The sequence below is a fragment of the Bacteroides oleiciplenus YIT 12058 genome (genome assembly GCF_000315485.1).
In the GTDB taxonomy this organism is placed as follows: Bacteria; Bacteroidota; Bacteroidia; order Bacteroidales; family Bacteroidaceae; genus Bacteroides; species Bacteroides oleiciplenus.
On record NZ_JH992942.1, the window covers coordinates 496,562 to 516,142 of the forward strand.

At 45.3% G+C, this 19,581-nt stretch carries 10 protein-coding genes; 3 read left to right on the plus strand and 7 right to left on the minus strand.

Features of this window, described 5'->3' with window-relative positions; genetic code table 11:
- Positions 1-24: 24 nt before the first annotated feature.
- Positions 25-1,686, minus strand: a complete 1,662-nt coding sequence (locus HMPREF9447_RS15370) for a putative transporter (protein WP_009130666.1) — start codon at positions 1,684-1,686, stop codon at positions 25-27.
- Positions 1,687-2,099: 413 nt separating this feature from the next.
- Here HMPREF9447_RS15370 and mutA point away from each other — a divergent pair, with 413 nt between their 5' ends.
- The 3 genes from mutA (at position 2,100) to HMPREF9447_RS15385 (ending at position 9,700) form a co-directional block, all read left to right on the plus strand.
- Positions 2,100-3,959, plus strand: a complete 1,860-nt coding sequence (gene mutA / locus HMPREF9447_RS15375; protein ID WP_009130667.1) for a methylmalonyl-CoA mutase small subunit — start codon at positions 2,100-2,102, stop codon at positions 3,957-3,959.
- A gap of 1 nt (position 3,960) precedes the next feature.
- Positions 3,961-6,108, plus strand: a complete 2,148-nt coding sequence (scpA, locus tag HMPREF9447_RS15380) for a methylmalonyl-CoA mutase (protein ID WP_009130668.1) — start codon at positions 3,961-3,963, stop codon at positions 6,106-6,108.
- A 223-nt stretch (positions 6,109-6,331) separates the two neighbouring features.
- Complete coding sequence (locus HMPREF9447_RS15385; protein ID WP_009130669.1) at positions 6,332-9,700, plus strand: glycosyl hydrolase family 28-related protein; 3,369 nt, start codon at positions 6,332-6,334, stop codon at positions 9,698-9,700.
- A gap of 327 nt (positions 9,701-10,027) precedes the next feature.
- Here HMPREF9447_RS15385 and HMPREF9447_RS15390 read toward each other — a convergent pair whose 3' ends face one another.
- The 6 genes from HMPREF9447_RS15390 to HMPREF9447_RS15415 all read right to left on the minus strand — a co-directional run bounded on the left by HMPREF9447_RS15390 (position 10,028) and on the right by HMPREF9447_RS15415 (position 19,540).
- Entirely contained in the window at positions 10,028-10,465 is a 438-nt protein-coding gene (locus HMPREF9447_RS15390) for a DUF6078 family protein (protein ID WP_009130670.1), read from the minus strand.
- A 201-nt stretch (positions 10,466-10,666) separates the two neighbouring features.
- Positions 10,667-11,929, minus strand: coding sequence for a DUF4995 domain-containing protein (locus tag HMPREF9447_RS15395; protein ID WP_044138265.1), 1,263 nt, complete (start codon positions 11,927-11,929; stop codon positions 10,667-10,669).
- Between the two features lie 59 nt (positions 11,930-11,988).
- Positions 11,989-14,025: a heparin-sulfate lyase HepC gene (hepC, locus tag HMPREF9447_RS15400; protein WP_044138218.1), complete on the minus strand. Its 2,037-nt coding sequence runs from the start codon at positions 14,023-14,025 to the stop codon at positions 11,989-11,991.
- A gap of 97 nt (positions 14,026-14,122) precedes the next feature.
- Positions 14,123-14,698 carry a hypothetical protein gene (locus HMPREF9447_RS15405; protein WP_009130673.1) on the minus strand — a complete coding sequence of 192 codons (576 nt, stop codon included), beginning with the start codon at positions 14,696-14,698 and terminating at the stop codon, positions 14,123-14,125.
- Positions 14,699-14,710: 12 nt separating this feature from the next.
- Complete coding sequence (locus HMPREF9447_RS15410) at positions 14,711-16,399, minus strand: RagB/SusD family nutrient uptake outer membrane protein (RefSeq protein WP_009130674.1); 1,689 nt, start codon at positions 16,397-16,399, stop codon at positions 14,711-14,713.
- A gap of 15 nt (positions 16,400-16,414) precedes the next feature.
- Positions 16,415-19,540, minus strand: coding sequence for a SusC/RagA family TonB-linked outer membrane protein (locus HMPREF9447_RS15415; RefSeq protein WP_009130675.1), 3,126 nt, complete (start codon positions 19,538-19,540; stop codon positions 16,415-16,417).
- Between the last annotated feature and the right edge of the window lie 41 nt (positions 19,541-19,581).

Here is a 19,581-nt window from a genome sequence, read left to right on the forward strand (position 1 = left end):
TTCATATTGTTATATAATGACGTTTTACATCATCGTCAGCAATATCATCTGTCCCGCTAGAATACGCAGGAACATCGTCAGCGGATAAACCGTAGAATAACCTACTGCCGGAGCATCGTTACCGGATGCCTGGTTGGCATACGCCAGTGCAGGAGGGTCTGTATTACTACCTGCGATCAATCCCATTAGCGTGAAGTAATTCACTTTGCAATAGAAGCGGGCAATCATGCCGATAATCAGCAATGGAATGACAGTAATCAGGAAACCATAACCTACGTACGACAATCCTGAACCTTCTACTACCGTCTGCACAAAATGCTCACCAGCCTCAATGCCCACGCTGGCAAGGAACAGTACGATACCGATTTCGCGCAACATCAGGTTGGCGCTCATGGTTGTATACGTCACCAGTTTCAACTTATGTCCGAATCGTCCGATAAGGATGGCAACCACCAGCGGACCACCGGCCAGACCGAGTTTCACTGGAGTCGGTATGCCCGGGAAAGCGATAGGCAGGCTGCCCAACAGGATACCCAGGAAGATACCCACAAAGATGGTCACGATATTTGGCGTGTCCAAACGCTTTAATTGATTTCCAAGTACACCGGCAACACGCTCTACAGCATCTTGCTGACCAACCACCATCACGCGGTCACCTACTTGCAATACCAGATTCGGGTCGGCAAACAAGTCCATACCCGAACGGTTGATACGGGTTACATTCACCCCGTACATGCTACGGAAATGGAGGCTGCCCAATTTTTTACCGTTGATTTCAGATTTAGTCACCAATATACGGCGTGAAACCATCGGCATATCTTGTTTTTCCCAATCCACCTGAATTTCTTTGCCGATGAAAGCAGTTACCGCTTCGGCATCTTCCTCGGAGCATACGATAAAAACCTGGTCACCGATATGGAATTCCGTATCTTGATTAGGGATGCTGACGTGCCCCTCGTGACGAATACGTGAGCATACAAAAGGACGTCCCAGGAACTCTTTTACCTGAAGGAGCTTCTTGCCGTCGATGGATTCGTTACGAACTTCCAGATGCAGCATGTGCGGCATGTGCTTCATGTCCGAAGTCTGTGTAGATAGTTCATCTTCTTCTTTCTTCAGGTTCACCCGGCAGATGTAGCGGATGGCGATGATAGAGCCGATGATGCCGACTACACCAAGCGGATAGGCGCAGGCATAACCCAATGCGATGGGATCACCCGTGTAGTTCAACTGATTCAGTGCTTCTTGTGCGGCACCCAAACCCGGAGTATTGGTGACAGCACCATAGAGGATACCTACCATCATCGGAAGGTCTATTCCTCCGTCGATGAAGTAAATGCCCAGAGCTACTGCAATATTCAGTACCACAATACCTACGGCAAGCATGTTCAGCGTCATTCCGCCTTTTTTGAAAGAAGAGAAGAACGATGGTCCTACTTGCAGACCGATACAGAATACGAATAAAATTAGCCCGAATTCGCGGATGAAATGCAGAATGTGAGTTTCACCCGTAAAACCAAAATGTCCCATCAGAATACCGGTGAAAAGTACAAATGTCACCCCCAGTGATATTCCGAAAATCTTAATTTTGCCCAAAAGTACGCCGACAGATATTACGAATGCATATAAGCATACGATATGGGCGACGGAGGCAGGATCCCATAACAAACTCTCTAACCAATTCATAGTTACCTTTGTTTATCTTTTTTATTTGCTTATTGAAATTTCGCGCAAAGTTAGGCATTAAAAGGGAGGTAGCAAAGGGTTTCCGGGAGTTTTTCTTTTGGCTGCTATGGGGGGACTGATTATCCGTCTGCATCGTAGCTGGAACACACTTGCTCCGTACCAACTCCGTACTTTCTTCGCTCAGAGGTACCTCTAACCGAAGAATGTACGGAGCAAGTGCAGTCCGGATAAGGTCGGAGTATGGTCCGGCTTCGGAGGAATTGAACACTATCCTTTCAGAATGTCAATCTCCGTGCGAATTTTACTTAAAAATCCTTGTTATTATAACTTATTGAGTATATTTGCAAGTCCTATTTTAGACAAATAGGTAAGTGAAGAGATTACTAATTATCTTTTTAATGATTAAATAAACTATGGCAGACAGTAAAGAAAAACTCTTCTCAGACTTTGCTCCCAATTCTACCGAACAGTGGATGGAGAAAGTAACAGCCGACCTGAAAGGCGCTGATTTTGAGAAGAAACTCGTTTGGAAGACAAACGAAGGATTCAAGGTGAAACCCTTCTACCGCATGGAAGACCTCGAAGGACTGAAAACGACAGACGCACTTCCCGGTGAATTTCCCTACCTCAGAGGTACCAAGAAAGACAACAACGAATGGCTGGTTCGTCAGGAAATTAAGGTGGAATGCCCCAAGGAAGCTAATGCAAAGGCGCTGGATATCCTTAATAAAGGTGTCGACTCACTGGCTTTCCGCGTAAAGGCGAAAGAACTCAATGCCGAGTACATCGAGACTTTACTTGAAGGTATCTGCGCTGAGTGTGTGGAACTGAACTTCTACACTTGTCAGGGACATGTTGTAGAACTCGCAGAACTTCTGGTGGCTTACTTCCAGAAGAAAGGTTACGACCTGACGAAGCTGCAAGGCTCCATCGGCTATGACTTCTTTGACAAGATGCTGGCTAAAGGCAAAGAAAAGGGTGACATGCCTGTAACTGCCAAAGCTTTGATTGAAGCAACTGCTGCTCTGCCTAAGTACCGTGTACTGAATGTAACTGCCCTGACGCTGAACAACGCCGGTGCTTATATCTATCAGGAACTGGGTTACGCCCTTGCCTGGGGTAACGAATATATGAACCAACTGACTGATGCCGGACTTCCCGCAGCCCTCGTTGCCAAGAAGATTAAATTCAACTTTGGTATCAGCTCTAATTATTTCCTCGAAATTGCTAAATTCCGCGCTGCCCGTATGTTGTGGGCAAACATCGTTGCATCCTATGATGCAGACGACCGTTGTGCTGCCAAGATGCATGTACATGCGGAAACTTCTACGTTCAACCTCACTTTGTTCGACGCTCATGTAAATTTGTTGCGTACGCAGACTGAAGCCATGAGTGCTGCTCTGGCTGGTGTGGATTCAATGACGGTTACTCCGTTTGACAAAACTTACACTACACCCGATGAATTCTCAGAACGTATGGCACGCAATCAGCAATTGTTGCTGAAAGAAGAGTCTCACTTCGACAAGGTGATTGACCCGGCTGCCGGTTCTTACTATATCGAAAACCTGACTGTATCTATCGCTAAGCAGGCTTGGGAACTCTTCCTCTCCGTAGAAGAAGCAGGTGGTTTCTATGCCGCAGTGAAAGCCGGCACAGTGCAGACTGCCGTGAACGAAAGCAACAAGGCTCGTCATAAATCCGTTGCTCAGCGTCGCGAAGTGTTGTTGGGTACCAACCAGTTCCCGAACTTTAATGAAAAAGCAGGCGACAAGAAACCGCTCGAAGCTACTTGCTGCTGTGGTGGACACGATACTTGCGAAAAAGATGTTCCGGTATTGAATTTTGATCGTGCTGCCAGCGAATTTGAAGCGTTACGCCTCGAAACAGAAGCTTCCGGCAAACGTCCGAAAGCGTTCATGCTGACTATCGGTAACCTGGCTATGCGTCAGGCACGTGCTCAGTTCTCTTGCAACTTCCTGGCTTGTGCCGGATATGAAGTGGTTGATAACCTCGGCTTCCCCACGGTAGAAGCAGGTGTAGAGGCCGCTATGGCTGCCAAAGCCGACATTGTGGTATTGTGTTCCAGCGATGATGAATATGTGGAATATGCGGTTCCTGCCTTTAAAGCGCTGGACGGTCGCGCTATGTTCATCGTAGCCGGTGCTCCTGCCAATATGGAAGAGCTGAAAGCTGCCGGTATCGAGAACTTTATCCATGTTCGTGTCAACGTGCTGGAAACATTAAAGGAATACAACGCTAAACTTTTGAAGTAAGATGAGAAAAGATTTTAAGAACTTAGATATATATGCCGCATTCCAGCCCGTGAACGGTGCTGAGTGGCAGAAGGCTAACGGCATCCATGCTGACTGGAAAACGCCGGAACACATCGAAGTGAAGCCTGTTTACACGAAAGAAGACCTCGAAGGCATGGAACATCTGGGCTATGCTGCCGGTTTGCCTCCCTATCTGCGTGGTCCCTACTCAGTGATGTACACGCTGCGTCCCTGGACTATCCGCCAGTACGCCGGATTCTCCACAGCCGAAGAGTCTAATGCATTCTACCGCCGTAACCTGGCTTCCGGACAGAAAGGTTTGTCCGTTGCTTTCGACTTGGCTACACACCGCGGATACGACCCCGACCACGAACGTGTGGTAGGCGACGTTGGTAAAGCAGGTGTATCTATCTGCTCACTGGAGAACATGAAGGTTCTCTTCGATGGTATTCCTTTGAATAAGATGTCCGTATCAATGACAATGAACGGTGCCGTGCTTCCGATTCTGGCATTCTATATCAATGCAGGTCTGGAACAAGGCGCTAAGTTGGAAGAAATGGCTGGTACGATTCAGAATGATATCCTGAAAGAGTTCATGGTGCGTAACACTTATATTTACCCGCCTGCATTCTCTATGAAGATTATCTCTGATATCTTTGAATATACTTCACAGAAGATGCCGAAGTTCAACTCTATCTCTATCTCCGGTTACCACATGCAGGAAGCAGGTGCTACGGCTGATATCGAGTTGGCTTACACATTGGCCGACGGTCTTGAATACCTCCGTGCAGGTGTTGCCGCAGGTATCGATATCGACGCTTTCGCTCCGCGCTTGTCCTTCTTCTGGGCTATCGGAACCAACCACTTCATGGAAATCGCCAAGATGCGTGCTGCACGTATGTTGTGGGCGAAGATTGTGAAACAGTTCAATCCGAAGAATCCGAAATCTCTGGCTTTGCGTACACACTCCCAGACTTCAGGTTGGTCGTTGACCGAACAAGACCCGTTCAACAACGTGGGCCGTACTTGTATCGAAGCTATGGCTGCTGCACTGGGACATACTCAGTCATTGCACACCAATGCACTGGATGAGGCCATCGCTTTGCCGACGGACTTCTCTGCACGTATTGCACGTAACACTCAGATTTATATCCAGGAAGAAACTTATATTTGTAAGAATGTTGACCCATGGGGCGGTTCTTACTATGTAGAGTCTCTGACAAACGACCTGGCTCATAAAGCATGGGAATTGATTGAAGAGGTAGAAAAGCTGGGCGGTATGGCAAAAGCCATCGAAACCGGTATTCCTAAGATGCGTATTGAAGAAGCTGCTGCGCGTACGCAGGCACGTATCGACTCCGGTTCTCAGACTATTGTCGGCGTGAACAAGTATCGTCTGGAGAAAGAAGCTCCGATTGATATCCTTGAAATCGACAATACGGCTGTTCGCCAGGAACAGATTGCCAACCTGAAGACTTTGAAAGAAGGACGCGACGAGGCAGCTGTACAGAAAGCATTGGAAGCTATCACCAAATGTGTGGAAACCAAGGAAGGCAACTTGCTTGAGTTGGCAGTTGAAGCTGCCCGTGTTCGCGCTACGCTGGGTGAAATCTCGTATGCTTGCGAAAAGATTGTAGGACGTTATAAAGCAGTAATCAGAACTATATCAGGCGTGTATTCATCAGAAAGTAAGAACGACAGCGACTTCAAGCGTGCTTGTGAACTGGCTGAGAAGTTTGCGAAGAAAGAGGGACGTCAACCTCGTATCATGGTAGCAAAAATGGGTCAGGACGGTCACGACCGTGGTGCCAAAGTGGTAGCAACCGGTTATGCCGACTGTGGTTTCGACGTGGATATGGGACCATTGTTCCAGACACCTGCCGAAGCTGCCCGCGAAGCAGTTGAAAACGATGTTCACGTAGTGGGTGTTTCTTCACTGGCTGCCGGACATAAGACGTTGATTCCGCAGATTATTGAGGAATTGAAGAAGTTGGGCCGCGAGGATATCATCGTGATTGCCGGTGGTGTAATTCCTGCACAGGACTATGATTTCTTGTACAAAGCCGGTGTAGCTGCCATCTTTGGTCCGGGTTCTCCGGTAGCCAAGGCTGCTTGCCAGATTCTGGAAATCCTGATGGATGAAGAATAAATAATGAAATAATCAGGCGCTAAAGCGCTGAAGTGATAAGCGGACTGCGAGTATTTTCTTACTTGCGGTCCGCTTTTTTATTTTAATACCCCGATTTTAAGTTCAGGCACGAAAATTAGGTTGTTTTTAATGACTTATTAATTCTTCCATTAACGTCCCCAGCCCATATTTGCAGTATAATTCCTTTCATAGATAGAATCTGTAATCTAATAATTGAATTCGCATGAAAAAATTACTACTTCTTTTTGTTTCAGCTTTATTAGCTGTAAGTGTACAGGCACAATCGAATGATAAGCCTGGTAACTGGAAATTAATTGCGTCGGATGAATATCCGGCGGATGATGTGGGAGTGGCTACGTACACCGTAACCACTGATTTTAATGCCGACCCTACGGGGGAGAAAGACTCGCAGAGTGCTTTTCAGACGGCATTGAATAAATTGGGTGAGAATCGCCGGGGTGGTACGCTCTTTGTTCCGGCAGGGCGCTACCGTATCTCCGGGAAACTGTATATCCCTACCGGTGTGACGATGCGTGGTGAATGGAAACGTCCGGTAAAAGGGGCGCCAATTGAAGGGACAATTCTGATGGTGGATAGTAAAGGAGGAAATGAGACAGAGTCGAACTCATTCATTACGATGGAACCCTCCACTGCATTGACCTATCTTTCTATCTGGTATCCGCATCAGGACCCTGACAAAATTATACCTTATCCGCCTACGGTACTGTATGGCCGCGATGGTGTGTGGGGCAATGAATATTGCAATGTACGTCATGTGACGTTGGTGAATTCCTATAGCGGCATAATCTTGTCCCGTAAGAATGGAGGTGGCTGTCCTAATATCTACGATGTATACGGTACTCCGCTGTCGCGTGGTATTGAGGTTGACAATATAGCCGATGTCGGTCGCTTCGAGTGGATTCATTTTTCGCCTGATTATTGGGCAGGTTCCGGTCTGGAAGGTGCACCGAAGGTAGGTTCGGCTTATGCGGACTGGATTTATCAGAATGGAACAGGCATTGTGATGCGCCGCAATGACTGGTCGTACACTTGTTTTGTTGATATAGAAGGGTATAATTGTGGTTTTAAGACCGGAAACAGTATGTCCGGAGACGGGAACCCGAATGGTCACAACTATGGTTTCAACTTAAAAGGCTGCCAGACGGGTATTCATATTGATGGAAGTTCTTCTTCCGGTATCATGTTCACCCGCATGCAGATGGAGAATTGTGAAAACGGTATCGTCGTATCTTCTGCCGATGGGCCTGTACAGCTATACGGATGCGAGATATCCGCTCGCGAGAATGCTGTACTGATGGAGTCCGGTTCTTCTTCCCGTTTGATGATGGAGCAATGCATCGTGAAGGGTGGTGCTGTGAATAGTTTGTCCGGTGACTTTGTGGCCTCGGATTGTGACTTCAATAACAATACGCCGCAAGTTTTCATAGGTTCTGATGCACGTTGTATTCTCAGGGGAAATCGCTTTGCCAAGAAGGCGGATGTTCAGAATAACTCGCTTTTCGAGTGCCACATAGATCATACTGCTCTGACAGAAAGAAAAAAACTTCCGGAATTTCCCGACTTGCGTGTTCCTGAAACAAAACCTGCCCGCATAGCGCTTTATAATGTCCTTGACTTCGGTATTGAACCCTTCGTTGTGCCTTTCAATTCCTCTACGAATACGCAGAGTATCCAAAGTGCCATTCGTAGCGGTCTGAATAGTGCAAAGGATGCCACAGCGGCCATACAAAGTGCTCTTGACAAAGCTAAAGCCGATGGTGGCGGTATTGTCTACCTTCCCGGTGGTCGGTATAAGATGCTGGGTACCCTCACTGTTCCCACCGGCGTAGAACTGCGTGGTGCAGCGGATTTTGGAAGTATTCCACGCGGTCACGGAACCATCTTTGAGGTGTATGCAGGCAAAGGACAACCTTCAGGAGAATCGTTCCTGAAACTTGAAGCCGGTAGTGGTGTCCGTGGAATCTCCATTAACTATCCTGAACAGCTCTCTTCCATGTTGCCTGCAATGGCACAGTATCCGTACACCATTCAGGGGAAAGGGAAAGATATCTATATTGTCAACGTCGGCATACGTGCAGCTTGGAACGGGCTGGATTTGTTCAGCAATAAGTGTGACAACCACTATGTGGACTATCTGGCGGGGCATGCCTTCAAAAATATAATTCGCATAGGCGGAGGCTCGCAAGGCGGTATGGTGAATAATATGCAGTTCAATACCATCGTCTACGCTTGTGGCGCCGAAACTAAATTTGGTTCTTGGTCTAATAATGCCGATGCTGATAACGGCAAGGCATACGATCAGAATATGAAGGAACTTCGTTTTATTACGGTGGAAGACTGTACGGATGAGATTCTCTACAATGATTTCCATTACGGAGGATACGAAGGTATTGTGTTCGACAAGTCTGATGCAGGCAAGGCGGCTTCCGGCAAGGTACTTGGATTAGGTATAGACGGTTCGATGAATGCTGCCATGTTCAATGCATTGGGCAGTGCGGGTTTTCCGTTGGTGAACACGCAGTTGGTTGCCCTTGAAGCAAAGAGCACTGCTTTCCCCGATACCCGCTACATTACTTTGGGTGAAACATTTACAGGAAATGCCGAGTTTTATGGTATCGACCTGTGGGGAGGCCCCAAGCATTCGGCTGTTATCAACAATGGAAACCTGGTGATGAATCAGGTCAACTTTGCCACTACTGGTAATACTTATCATTTCTATCTGCCCAAGACGACAGGTAAAGTACGGATGCATAATGCGGTAGTAAATATGAAGTCCGATGCCAGTATCGCCAACTCAAGTCATGAAAAACAGGCATTCGTTGCTTCCAGCGTCCTTGATGTGGAATCGTGGAGAATCAAACTGATGGGTGAATGGGATTCCAATCTTACGCTTACACCCGTTTTTGAAGCTACCGATGCTCTGTTGAGCCGTACCAAGTGGAGCATCACCGCCAGTGTGAACAACGGAAATGCCCGTAATGCCATCGATAACAATGTATCCACCCGGTGGGATACAGGGCAGTCACAAAAAGCCGGTCAGATGGTTACTGTGAATATGAATGCTGCCAATAAGCTCAACAGGATAATTCTGGATTCTTCCAAAAGTCCCGGTGACGGTCCTGCCGGTTACGAACTGTATGTGAAGAATGGTGCTAACGCTGACTGGAAACTGGTAGCCGAAGGGAAAAACGGCACTTCCGTTCTGATTATCGGCTTTCCGGAAGAGACGGCAACACACTTCAAAATTACCCAGACCGGGACGAAGGGTGGATATTGGTCTATTCATGAGCTCTACGCCGCGTTGGTGGACGATACTCCCACAAGTATATCACCGGAGGTTGCCGAATCAGCAGGAGAGATTTATTATTATAATGACCAGTTGTCCTGGAGTGGCTTGAAGAATGATGTGAACAATCAGGTTGAGATCATTGATTTGTCGGGACGACGCGTGTTACTACAGCAAGTGAATACTAATTCCCTGCAGTTATCCGGCATGCAAGGTGGATTCTATATTGTGGTGGTTAGTGATGGTACGAATGTGCTGCGGAAGAAGCTGTTCTTTAAAGATTGAGGATTTGAATCTGATGCTTTAGGAATGCTTTTCTTTAGTACTCTGGCTATCAGTGTATTGCATTTACATTTTATTTACCTCCTAATGTAAAAGCATTTACCTCGGTATGTAACGACCTTTACTTCCTATTGTAACGCTCTTTACCTCGGTATGTAACGACCTTTACCTCGGCATGTAAATGGAGTTACCATTTGGGGTAAACCAAGTTACCATGAAAAGAAACAGCCGTGTCCCCGTAAGGTGAAATTCATTCACCTGCCGGGGCACGGCTGTTCGTTTGTAAGATGTGGTTGCCCATCCGTTGTATGCCGGACGACAGCAGCCTTGCTACCAGTTGTATTCTTCTACATAGCTATCGAAATACTCTTCCTGTTGCAAGCCCAACTTTTTGGCCAGTGCCGTCACTCTTTGTTGTTCGGCAGGCGACAGTAAAGTTTCTCCTTTCCGTTTCTGATAATATTTTCTGATTCCCCAACTACCAATCAGCCCGTAGCGGAACGTTCCTGACGCACTGACAGCCAGTGCTTCCGTGGTGCGGACAAAACCTTTGGCATAGCGCACCTTCTTGTCGGAACGGTAATATTCGCACTTCCCTGCCATAGCTTCAATCGTTTTCGGATTCAGTGTAGGTGGAAAAGTAACACTTGCCGGAGTATGGTTATACGCAATCCGGCGTAGGCAAGTGTCGGCATGAGGGCAATCTGCTGTCGCGCACAGACCAAAGTTATGGGGAACTCTTGAATAATCAAATGATTCTTTTTCCATTGTGTTGTCAATTTAATGATTGTGCGGCAAAGGTACGATATATATCACAGATTGAGGCAGATTGTAAAATGATATTCTGTGATATTATGACTTGTTTTTTTATATCTTTGACTGAAATATCCGGATTGTCTTTTATCCTAAAAAAATCCGTTACTTTCGTATCATACATCAGTAACGGATTTACCCTGTCAAACAATCTGATTACTTAGTTAGATTCCTATATCTCTGTATAGCTTCCAGATAATAGTAGTCTGCATAGTTCAGCGGCACATCTATTTCCGAGCCATGAGGAAGTGAACCGGTAGAGTGCATCAGTACAAATCCTTGATTGCTGCCTTTCACTGCCAAATATTTATCACTGGAAAGATTCTTCAGAATGGTTTCGGCATAGTCGAAATATTTCTTTCCTTCCGGAGCCAAGGTGCTGAGTTCAAGTAATGCTGAGGCTGTAATGGCTGCTGCCGAGGCGTCTCTCGGAGTGCTTTTACCTGTCGGTGCGTCATAGTCCCAATATGGAATGCAGTCGTCGGTAGTTACTCTTTTCATAATCATGTCCGCTATGTTTGTAGCTTCTTGAAGGAAAGCAGTGTCTTTTGTTTCGCGATAACATGAAGTGTAGCCATAAACTGCCCAAGCTTGTCCGCGCGACCAGGCAGAACCATCGTTTTTACCTTGATGGGTCTGTTTCTTTTCCACAGTTCCATCGTTGTTGTAGCTGACTACGTGGTAAGAGGTATAATCCGGGCGGAAATGGTTTTTCATTGTGGTTTGCGCATGCTTTACGGCAATATCATAGTACTTGGGATTTCCTGAAAGTTTTGTAGCATTGAACAGTAAATCCAGATTCATCATATTATCGATGATAACGGGGAAATTCCATTCACCGAAGTCCCAGGAACGGATACAGCCGATTTCAGGATTGAAGCGTGCGGATAAATTATCTGCTGTTTCCATGATAACAGCTTTGATAGTGTCGTTAGGGGACAGTCGAAGTGCATTTCCATAGCTACAGTTTATCATGAAACCGACATCGTGCGTATTCTTCAGGCGGCGTATCGGATTCAGCATATTGGTATATTGAATGGCACGACTCTTCAGCTTTTCGTCGCCGGTCATTTCGTAGGCATACCAAAGGCTGCCGGGGAAGAATCCGCTGGTCCAGTCTTCAATGCCGCAGATGTACCTCTGCAATAGTTCCTTGGCAGACGGATTAGGATGCAAAGAATCAATGTATGACTTGTCCTTACGTTGTAGTTGAATGTCAAGGAAGTTCATGTCATAGCCAGAGTATACGGAACGCGGTATCTGGTTGGTACCGGTCAGTTCCTCAGCCGTCTGCTTTAACTGGCAGGAAGCAACGTCGAGTGCATTACTTATCCAGGTTTCTTCTTGAACCGGGGCACTTTTGCAACCTGCAAGACTGATGAGAAGTGCTGTTGCAAGGAATAGAGAATTTCTTTTCATATAAGTAGTTATTTGATGATTTTCGTTATTGACAAAAATAGTCATAATAGGGGATGCTATTATAATTGATAGTTTAGTAACTGTTTGCTTCCGTTTATTGTGACTTCTATTTCCATAGACTTTTGTTCTTGGTCTGCATTCTTGATGCGGGCTTTTATGTCGGGGAAATCTTTTTTATCTTTAGCCGGATATATGACAGTGATAAAGCGTACTGTTTCCTTATCTTTTTTATCGGTGTTGAAAGAAAGGGCTACGCGCTTTGTACGTTGGCGATATGCTGTTGAAAACCAACCCTCTTCTTCTTTTAATACAGTTCCTTTATTAGCAAAACATTGTAATTTCACCTGGCTGTTTCCCTCAAAATCAGAGGTCAGGGACAGGTTCTCTGGGGTAATGTCTACTTTTCCGTCGCAGAGTTGATAATGCAGATTTATGTTACCGACAGCACTTCCAATGGCTTCATCGACAATGACAAAGTATTGCCGGTCGACAAAGAATATGGAGCGGCGATGTTTTAAACCTTTATAGCCGGGATTCTCTGTGACTAATATTTGTACATTCCCCTCCGGTTTCCATAGTTTGGTAACGGATTCTGTTGTTTCCAGATTCTTGTTGTCCAGAGTCAGCGTGTTGTGTACTGCCGTTTGGCGAAACCAGTTACGGAGTTTCATTACTTCGTCGTCGCCGGCATAAACATACGAACCGCTGTCCGGGAACAGATTCTTTCCATTGAACCAAAGCTCAAATGTGCCGTTATCGGGCTGGCAATGCCATTCTCCTTTCGGACCGGCTTTTACCACCATGACTGTGGCATCTTGTTTCCAACCGTTGCGGAAGGTGAAGAAACCTGATTTCAAGTAACCTTGAGAGAGATTGGCAGGTAGCTTTCCTTCTTTCCCTTCTGTGGCAAAGTAACGGATTTGCTCGTTTTCGGGATACATTTTGGTCCAGTTCCTGTAATGTGCCAGCACGTGTGGCTTGTTGTCCTTCTTGGAATCACTGAAACAGGGATTCAGATAATCGGGATAGGAAATATTCATATAGAACACAATCATCCGCTCTACGGTATCAATGAATGATTGCGGAAACTCCTGGCGGAAACCATTGGCGTCTGCCATTTGTAGAGTCTTGTCGAAGATTTCGATGCAAGCCAGATGATAGTGCGGGTCGAGTTCAAACTGTCCGCCATCTTCGTACACTTGCTTTTTAATCTCACGGTTCAGCAGGTCGATACCGCTTTTGCGCCATGCGGCGGCTTCTTTAAATTCGGGGAAGAACGTGCCGGCATATAACATACGTTGCGCTTCGAACAATAAGTGGTTTCCCGCTTTCGAATAGTTGTGAAGAATGTGATCGGCATGCCGATGATAATTTATCAGGAATTGCGTCAGGAATTCAGGAGTGAATGAGGGTGAAGAAACAAACAAAGTGAATTGATGTATTTGATCCTGCAACCGGTGGCTGGTTTCCAACGGACGCCACGCGAAGCGTACGTTTTCAGCAGTTCCTTTTACTTCACCTGCGCTTGCAATCTCATATTCTTCCTGATTTACTGTTACCAGAGGATTCTTCTTTATCCAATCCAGATATTGGCTGGCCCATTCTTTAGCGTATTTCTCGTCTTTACTGATTCGATATGCTTTCCCCATCGGGGTGAACCACTTATGACGGTGAAGCTGCCAACGAAGTTCATTATCCTGAACCGGCCAGTATTGCCAGTTAATATCTTTGCCGTAATTGAAGGAAGGTTGGTAGCCATCGTGTACATAAAATGTATGTTCCAGCGCCTCATCCGCCCATTTCTGTTCACGCTTGCTGATGCTCAGGTCGTTAAGGTCGATAGCCGGGTTCACAATTCCCTTGCGGTGGTGGTAATAGTCCAACAACGCTTGGGCGGCTTTGTCTTCTTCTCCTGCTTTATGGAGGGCTTTGACTTGTTCCAGTCCGGGATAATCAAGATTGAGCAATGAGAAAATGTCATTTGCAGAGTCTTTTGCCCGGGCGGAAGAAAGAAAAACGGTCAAGAGCAAAAAGCAGATGATTGCAGACTTGCTGCATCTGCACAATAGAGGTTTTGTTAATAGTGTATGGGTCATGGTTTCAGAATTTGATTGATAGATGATAGAACGGATGAAGAGCTATTATCCCCATCCGTTCTTAATTTATCAGTTTCAGATAGATGGATCTGATTTATTATTTAATAACAACAGTTACAAAGTAGTTTTCTGATATGGCACGCACTTCATACTCTTCGGTCTTTACGATGGAAGTAGTGCTGACATCCGTTACGTCCATTTTCTTTTCCGGAGAAAAAGTCAATACACGGAAAGAACCTTTCTTGCCGTTCAGAGTCTTGATATAAATGTTTCGTACTCCCTTCTTGGCATTGGGCCATATCATTTCGTAAGCTCCTGAAGCATCAGGTGTCAGTGTATTACCACTTTCATCGACTACAACATAGTCGGTGCCATATACCAGTGCTTCTTCTTTTGGAGTAGCCGAAGTATAATAATATACTATAGGACTGTAGCTACGTGTAAAATTGCTGTAGAACTGAGTGGGAATCGCAATGGTTTCACCCTGATTTACAGAATAGCTGACATCGTTTCCACCGGGGATACCTCCCCATTTCTCGAAGCAATAATAATAGACATGAGCCAGAGCCGGGTCACCATTTTCCCATTCGTCATGGTCGTTGCTGCATCCTGCAAACACGCAACTTACGGCGAGGATACAGAGGAATGTAATTTTATTAAATAGAGTTTTCATATTTTCTTGTTATTAATTGTTCCACTTTGGGTTTTGTTTGATATTTCCTCCGGATGTAGATATCTCGTATGAAGGAACCGGATACAGATAGTCGCGTTCAGGATTGAAGCTACGGCCGGAAATATCTTCTCCTACGTAAATGTTGGGCTGGTCGTAAAGCTTTACTCCTTTGTAGTAACCATTTTCGTCAGTAAACTGATAATTTAGCTCCTTATCGGTCTTGGTACTCTCATCGGGATTGAATAAAATGCCTAATAAAGCCTGCGGCAACAGCTTCTCAGCAGTTTTCCAGCGTATGATATCATCATAGTGCATATCCTCATCGATAAATTCCACAATGCGTTCTCTACGTATTTCTTCAAGCATATTCAGTTGGTTGGCACTGACGAACTGATTGGACAGTACCGCATCAAATCCCGAACGTTTACGGATGAGATTGACTGTTTCATCCAGTTTGGTATCACTGATTTCACCGTTGTACTCATAAAGAGCTTCGGCATAAGAAAGCAGTACTTCGGCGTAGCGTATAATCATTTTGTCAACCGTTTCTTGGCCGTTGGTATTGAATTCACTGTTCATGTATCCTTTTTTGATAGGGTAGCCTTTGCCGCTGTGATTTACTTGATCGAACGGGCGGTATTCAGCTCCTTTGAAAGCTACTTCTTTATAAGCAAAAATAGTCATTCTCATGCGGGGATCACGGTTCACGAATACGTCATCATGTTTAACGTCTACTATATAATGAGCTGATTTTGTTCTTGGTAATCCGTCCGTATACAAATAGTTATCAATAATTTGTCGGGTAAGGCTCACCTGAGTTGCCTTGGTTGACGATTGGTTGTGATAAACAATGGCATTAGAAGCACCGTTGGGACCATAGATCTTTACAAATACATTCTCTTTATTCTGGCGTCCTTCGCCTTCAAAATAGAAAAGGTTCTGATAATTGGGGTAGAGTGAATGTTTCTTTTCAGTATAGATCATTGTTTCTGCTGCATCGATTGCTTTTTTCAGATGGCTTCTGCTGTCTCCCTCTTGCAAGTTATGGTACTTGATGTAAGTCCCTTCGTATAGGCCGATGCGGGTGATCATTGCTAAGGCGGCTGAACGAGATACACGTCCCCAGTTGGAAACGTCGGAGAGTGCATCAATCTCCGGCAACCATTCGCAAGCAAATTCTAAGTCTTCGTAGCATTGCTGTATGACCGTTTCGCGCGAGTCTCTTTCTTTTTTAATATCAGGGTCGCTTGTACTTATGAAAACTTTTAGAATCAAAGGTACGTCTCCATATTTTTTTACCAAGTCGAAGTAATGGAAAGCACGGAAGAAGCGAGCTTCTGCTATCCAACGGTTTTTGGCAGTTTCGGCAATTGGAGCTGTCTCCCCTTTGATGATGATATTATTGCAAACACCAATCTTATTATACGGATCGGTCCAATCTGCTGATTTTTCGGGAATACCGCGACTACCGGAAGATATCGGGTCGGGAGTGGTTCCTATTAATTCTTCGGAACGCAAATCATGTCCTCTTCCGGTAAGAAAACCGGGAAGATCGATATACAGGCGATTGCAAGCGCCTCTTAAATCAGCTTCTGACTTCCAGAATTTAGGATCGCTCAATGTTGTTTCTGGCTCTCTGTCCAGTGAGCAACTGCTTACAAGAATCACGCAGATAAGCAGTGAATATATTTTCTTTATCATAATCTTTTATCTCTTTTAGAATGTAACATTTAGTCCGATTGTCCAACTGCGGAAGAATGGATAGAGTGCTCTGGTTGCATTATTCTCTGCTTCAGGGTCCATTACCGACAGCATGTCTGTGAATTCAAACAAGTCTTGTCCGGTAACATAAACTCTCAGTTTCTCCATATACTTCTTGTTGACAGGTATTGTGTAACCTAAAGTCACATTCTTCAAACGTAAGTAAGAAGCATCTTGCATCCACCTGTCTGCCGGTTTGCTGTTGAAGTTATCACCCTTATACTGATACAAGCGGGGCCAGAAAGCGTCTTGATTATCTTTTGTCCAGTAGTTGCGATGAATAGTCCAGGGCATTTCTTCTGCTTTGAACAGCGGGAACATGGAGCCATTCAGTACTACGTCACGTTTACCTACTCCCTGGAACATGACTGCAAGATCAAAGCCTTTCCATTGGGCGGATAGACTGATACCATATAAATAGCGGGGCGTGGTGTTGCCCAGGCAAACCAAGTCGCCGGAGTTTTCCGGATTACCATCACCTACGCCGATTGTGTGGTCCGGATTGCCTTGTGCCACATATTTTACGTCACCGCCACTGATGATGTTATCATTGAATGATTTATATCCGGGGTGTTCCTCTTTATATTTGAGATATTCTTCGCGGCTCGACCAGAAACCGTCGGTTTTATATCCCCAGATAGTATTGATCGGATAACCTTCCAACAAGGAAACGACACCTTCACCCACTACACTGGCACCATCGTATTGTACTAATTCATTCTTACTGTCTGAGATATTGAAGCCTACTTGATAGCTGAAATCTTTGATTTGGTCTTTCCAGTTGATATTGAAGTCCCATCCCCAGGTCTTTAACTTACCGATATTCATTTTAGGGACATTAATGCCTATTTGTGAAGGTAGCTGGAGGTTGGACAACATTTCGTTGTTGAATTTCCAGTAGTATTCGAAGCTACCTGTCAAACGGTTGTTAAGGAAACCGAAGTCGAAGCCCAGGTTGGTTGTTTCGATGATTTCCCAGGTTTTGTCTTCTGAAGCCATGCTTGACTGGTAGAACCATTTCTCTCCTTGATAGGTGGCAGGTATCTTGTCACTGTTTTGTTTGTAATCTATCAGAGGGAGATAATCGTACAGACCTAATACGGCACCGTTACCCAATTGTCCCCAGGAAGCACGTAGTTTGAGGCTGCTTACCCAACCGAGGTTGAACCACTTTTCTTCATTTACACGCCATGCTGCTGATACGGAAGGGAAAGCTCTCCACCGCTTAGAGGGGGCAAGGCGTGAACTTCCGTCATAGCGCACATTGGCTTCGAACAGATATTTTTCCTGATAGTTATAGTTGATTCTTCCAAAGTAGGACATCATGGCCCAAGTGCCTATTTCATCGCTCAATTCACTGTTTGTTGCAATAGAAGTATCATAATAATTGAAAGAGAAAAAGTCGTTGGATAACATATTTCTGGCAGTACCGCCAATCTTATCCAGACGGTAATTCTCGTAAGAAGTACCTGCAAGTACACCAATGTTGTGAGCGTTTTTCAGGCTGAAGTTGTAGTTGGCAGTCGCTTCCAATACATCGTGATAGTCAGAATATTTCTCTTTGAACAGAGAGTTGGCAGGATTTGCTGTGCGTTGAACATTACCAGCGTAATTGTACCAGGTCAGTGTACGCATGTTTTTCTCTTGTGAGGCATAGCCTGCTCTGCGTGAAGCGCTTAAATTGATGCGCAGGTCCTTGATAAAATCTTTGATGGTCAACTGCGCTTTGCCGATATACGATTCTTTTTTGACGTTTTTCTCACCGCCGTTCTTCATCAGGTCGATAGGGTTCAGCTGCAAGTCTCCATTGTAAGGATTCTTGTAGTTCTCAGCTTCGGGCTGCATGATGGGTTGACGTCCACGGTTCTCATAGAGCAGCTTGAAGATGTTTTCTGAACCATAAGAACTTTCTGACGTGTTATTGGCTTGATATTGAATGTTAATGCCCAACTCTATGTATTTGTTGATTTTAGCATTCATCTTAGCCATTAAGTTATAGCGGTCGTAATCATCGGGGCCATATTGCAATAGACCGTTTTTGTAGAAATAGTTGGCGGATAACAGGTAGTTCACCTTGTCCGTACCTCCACTGACTGATACAGAGTGGTTGTGTTGCAAGGTGAAGTTTTTAGTACCTTCGCCCAGCCAGTCTACACTATCAAACAAGTCCCAACGCCCGTTTTTCAGTGGGCGGTAATTGAAGTTGGGATTTCCTACCCAGGAGGATTTTTCAGCATTCCATTCGGGACCGCCAATGTCTAAACGGGAGTTATTGATAAAAGTCTGTTCTTCCCAAGAAGGAATACGTTCGGGCATATTTCCCGGAACATTGAACGAAGCATAACCATTGTATGAAATCTTGGGTTTACCTTCCGTGCCGTTCTTTGTAGTGACCAACACGACACCTGCCGCTGCACGAGCACCGTAGATGGCACAAGAAGCGGCGTCTTTCAATACGGAGATAGAAGCTATGTCTTCAGCATTTACCTGCGACAAGCTACCTTCTACGCCGTCGATCAGTACTAATGTCTGGGTAGCATTGACAGATGAATATCCACGCACCTGCAAACCGGCTTCCGAGCCGGGTTGTCCGCTGCTACGTGTAATGGTTACGCCCGGCAATTCACCTTGCAGAGCGGATAGTACATCCGTTGATGGTTTGGCAGCAATCTGTTCGCCATCAATGGCGGATACAGATCCCGATAAATTTACTTTCTTTTGTACGCCATAACCCACCACTACTACTTCTTGAAGCATCTCTGAGTCTTCAGCGAGTTTAATGGTTATTCCGTTACATTCCGATGCCTTTTTTTCAACGGTGGTATAACCGATGTAGGAGAAGACGAGAATGGCTTCCGGACTTGTCTGGATATTAAAGTTACCTTCAATATCCGTTATGACACCGTTGGAGGTACCTTTTTCCAGAATGGAAACGCCGATTAAAGGTTCATTGGTGGTTGCATCGATCACTTTACCTTTGTAAGAGGTGTCTTGTGCCACTATTCCCAAATTGCAGAGAAATAGCATGCAACAAACCAATAGGAGTGATAAGAGGCTCCTTTGAGTTGTTTTTTCAGTCATAATAAAATTTTTAAGAGGTTAAAAATATAATAATACATTGT

Bases quoted from the DNA above. Each gene is read 5' to 3' on its own strand.
- HMPREF9447_RS15415 (WP_009130675.1), bottom strand. From the start codon at position 19,540: ATGACTGAAAAAACAACTCAAAGGAGCCTCTTATCACTCCTATTGGTT.
- HMPREF9447_RS15410 (WP_009130674.1), bottom strand. From the start codon at position 16,399: ATGATAAAGAAAATATATTCACTGCTTATCTGCGTGATTCTTGTAAGC.
- hepC (WP_044138218.1), bottom strand. From the start codon at position 14,025: ATGACCCATACACTATTAACAAAACCTCTATTGTGCAGATGCAGCAAG.
- HMPREF9447_RS15390 (WP_009130670.1), bottom strand. From the start codon at position 10,465: ATGGAAAAAGAATCATTTGATTATTCAAGAGTTCCCCATAACTTTGGT.
- HMPREF9447_RS15395 (WP_044138265.1), bottom strand. From the start codon at position 11,929: ATGAAAAGAAATTCTCTATTCCTTGCAACAGCACTTCTCATCAGTCTT.
- HMPREF9447_RS15370 (WP_009130666.1), bottom strand. From the start codon at position 1,686: ATGAATTGGTTAGAGAGTTTGTTATGGGATCCTGCCTCCGTCGCCCAT.
- scpA (WP_009130668.1), top strand. From the start codon at position 3,961: ATGAGAAAAGATTTTAAGAACTTAGATATATATGCCGCATTCCAGCCC.
- HMPREF9447_RS15405 (WP_009130673.1), bottom strand. From the start codon at position 14,698: ATGAAAACTCTATTTAATAAAATTACATTCCTCTGTATCCTCGCCGTA.
- mutA (WP_009130667.1), top strand. From the start codon at position 2,100: ATGGCAGACAGTAAAGAAAAACTCTTCTCAGACTTTGCTCCCAATTCT.
- HMPREF9447_RS15385 (WP_009130669.1), top strand. From the start codon at position 6,332: ATGAAAAAATTACTACTTCTTTTTGTTTCAGCTTTATTAGCTGTAAGT.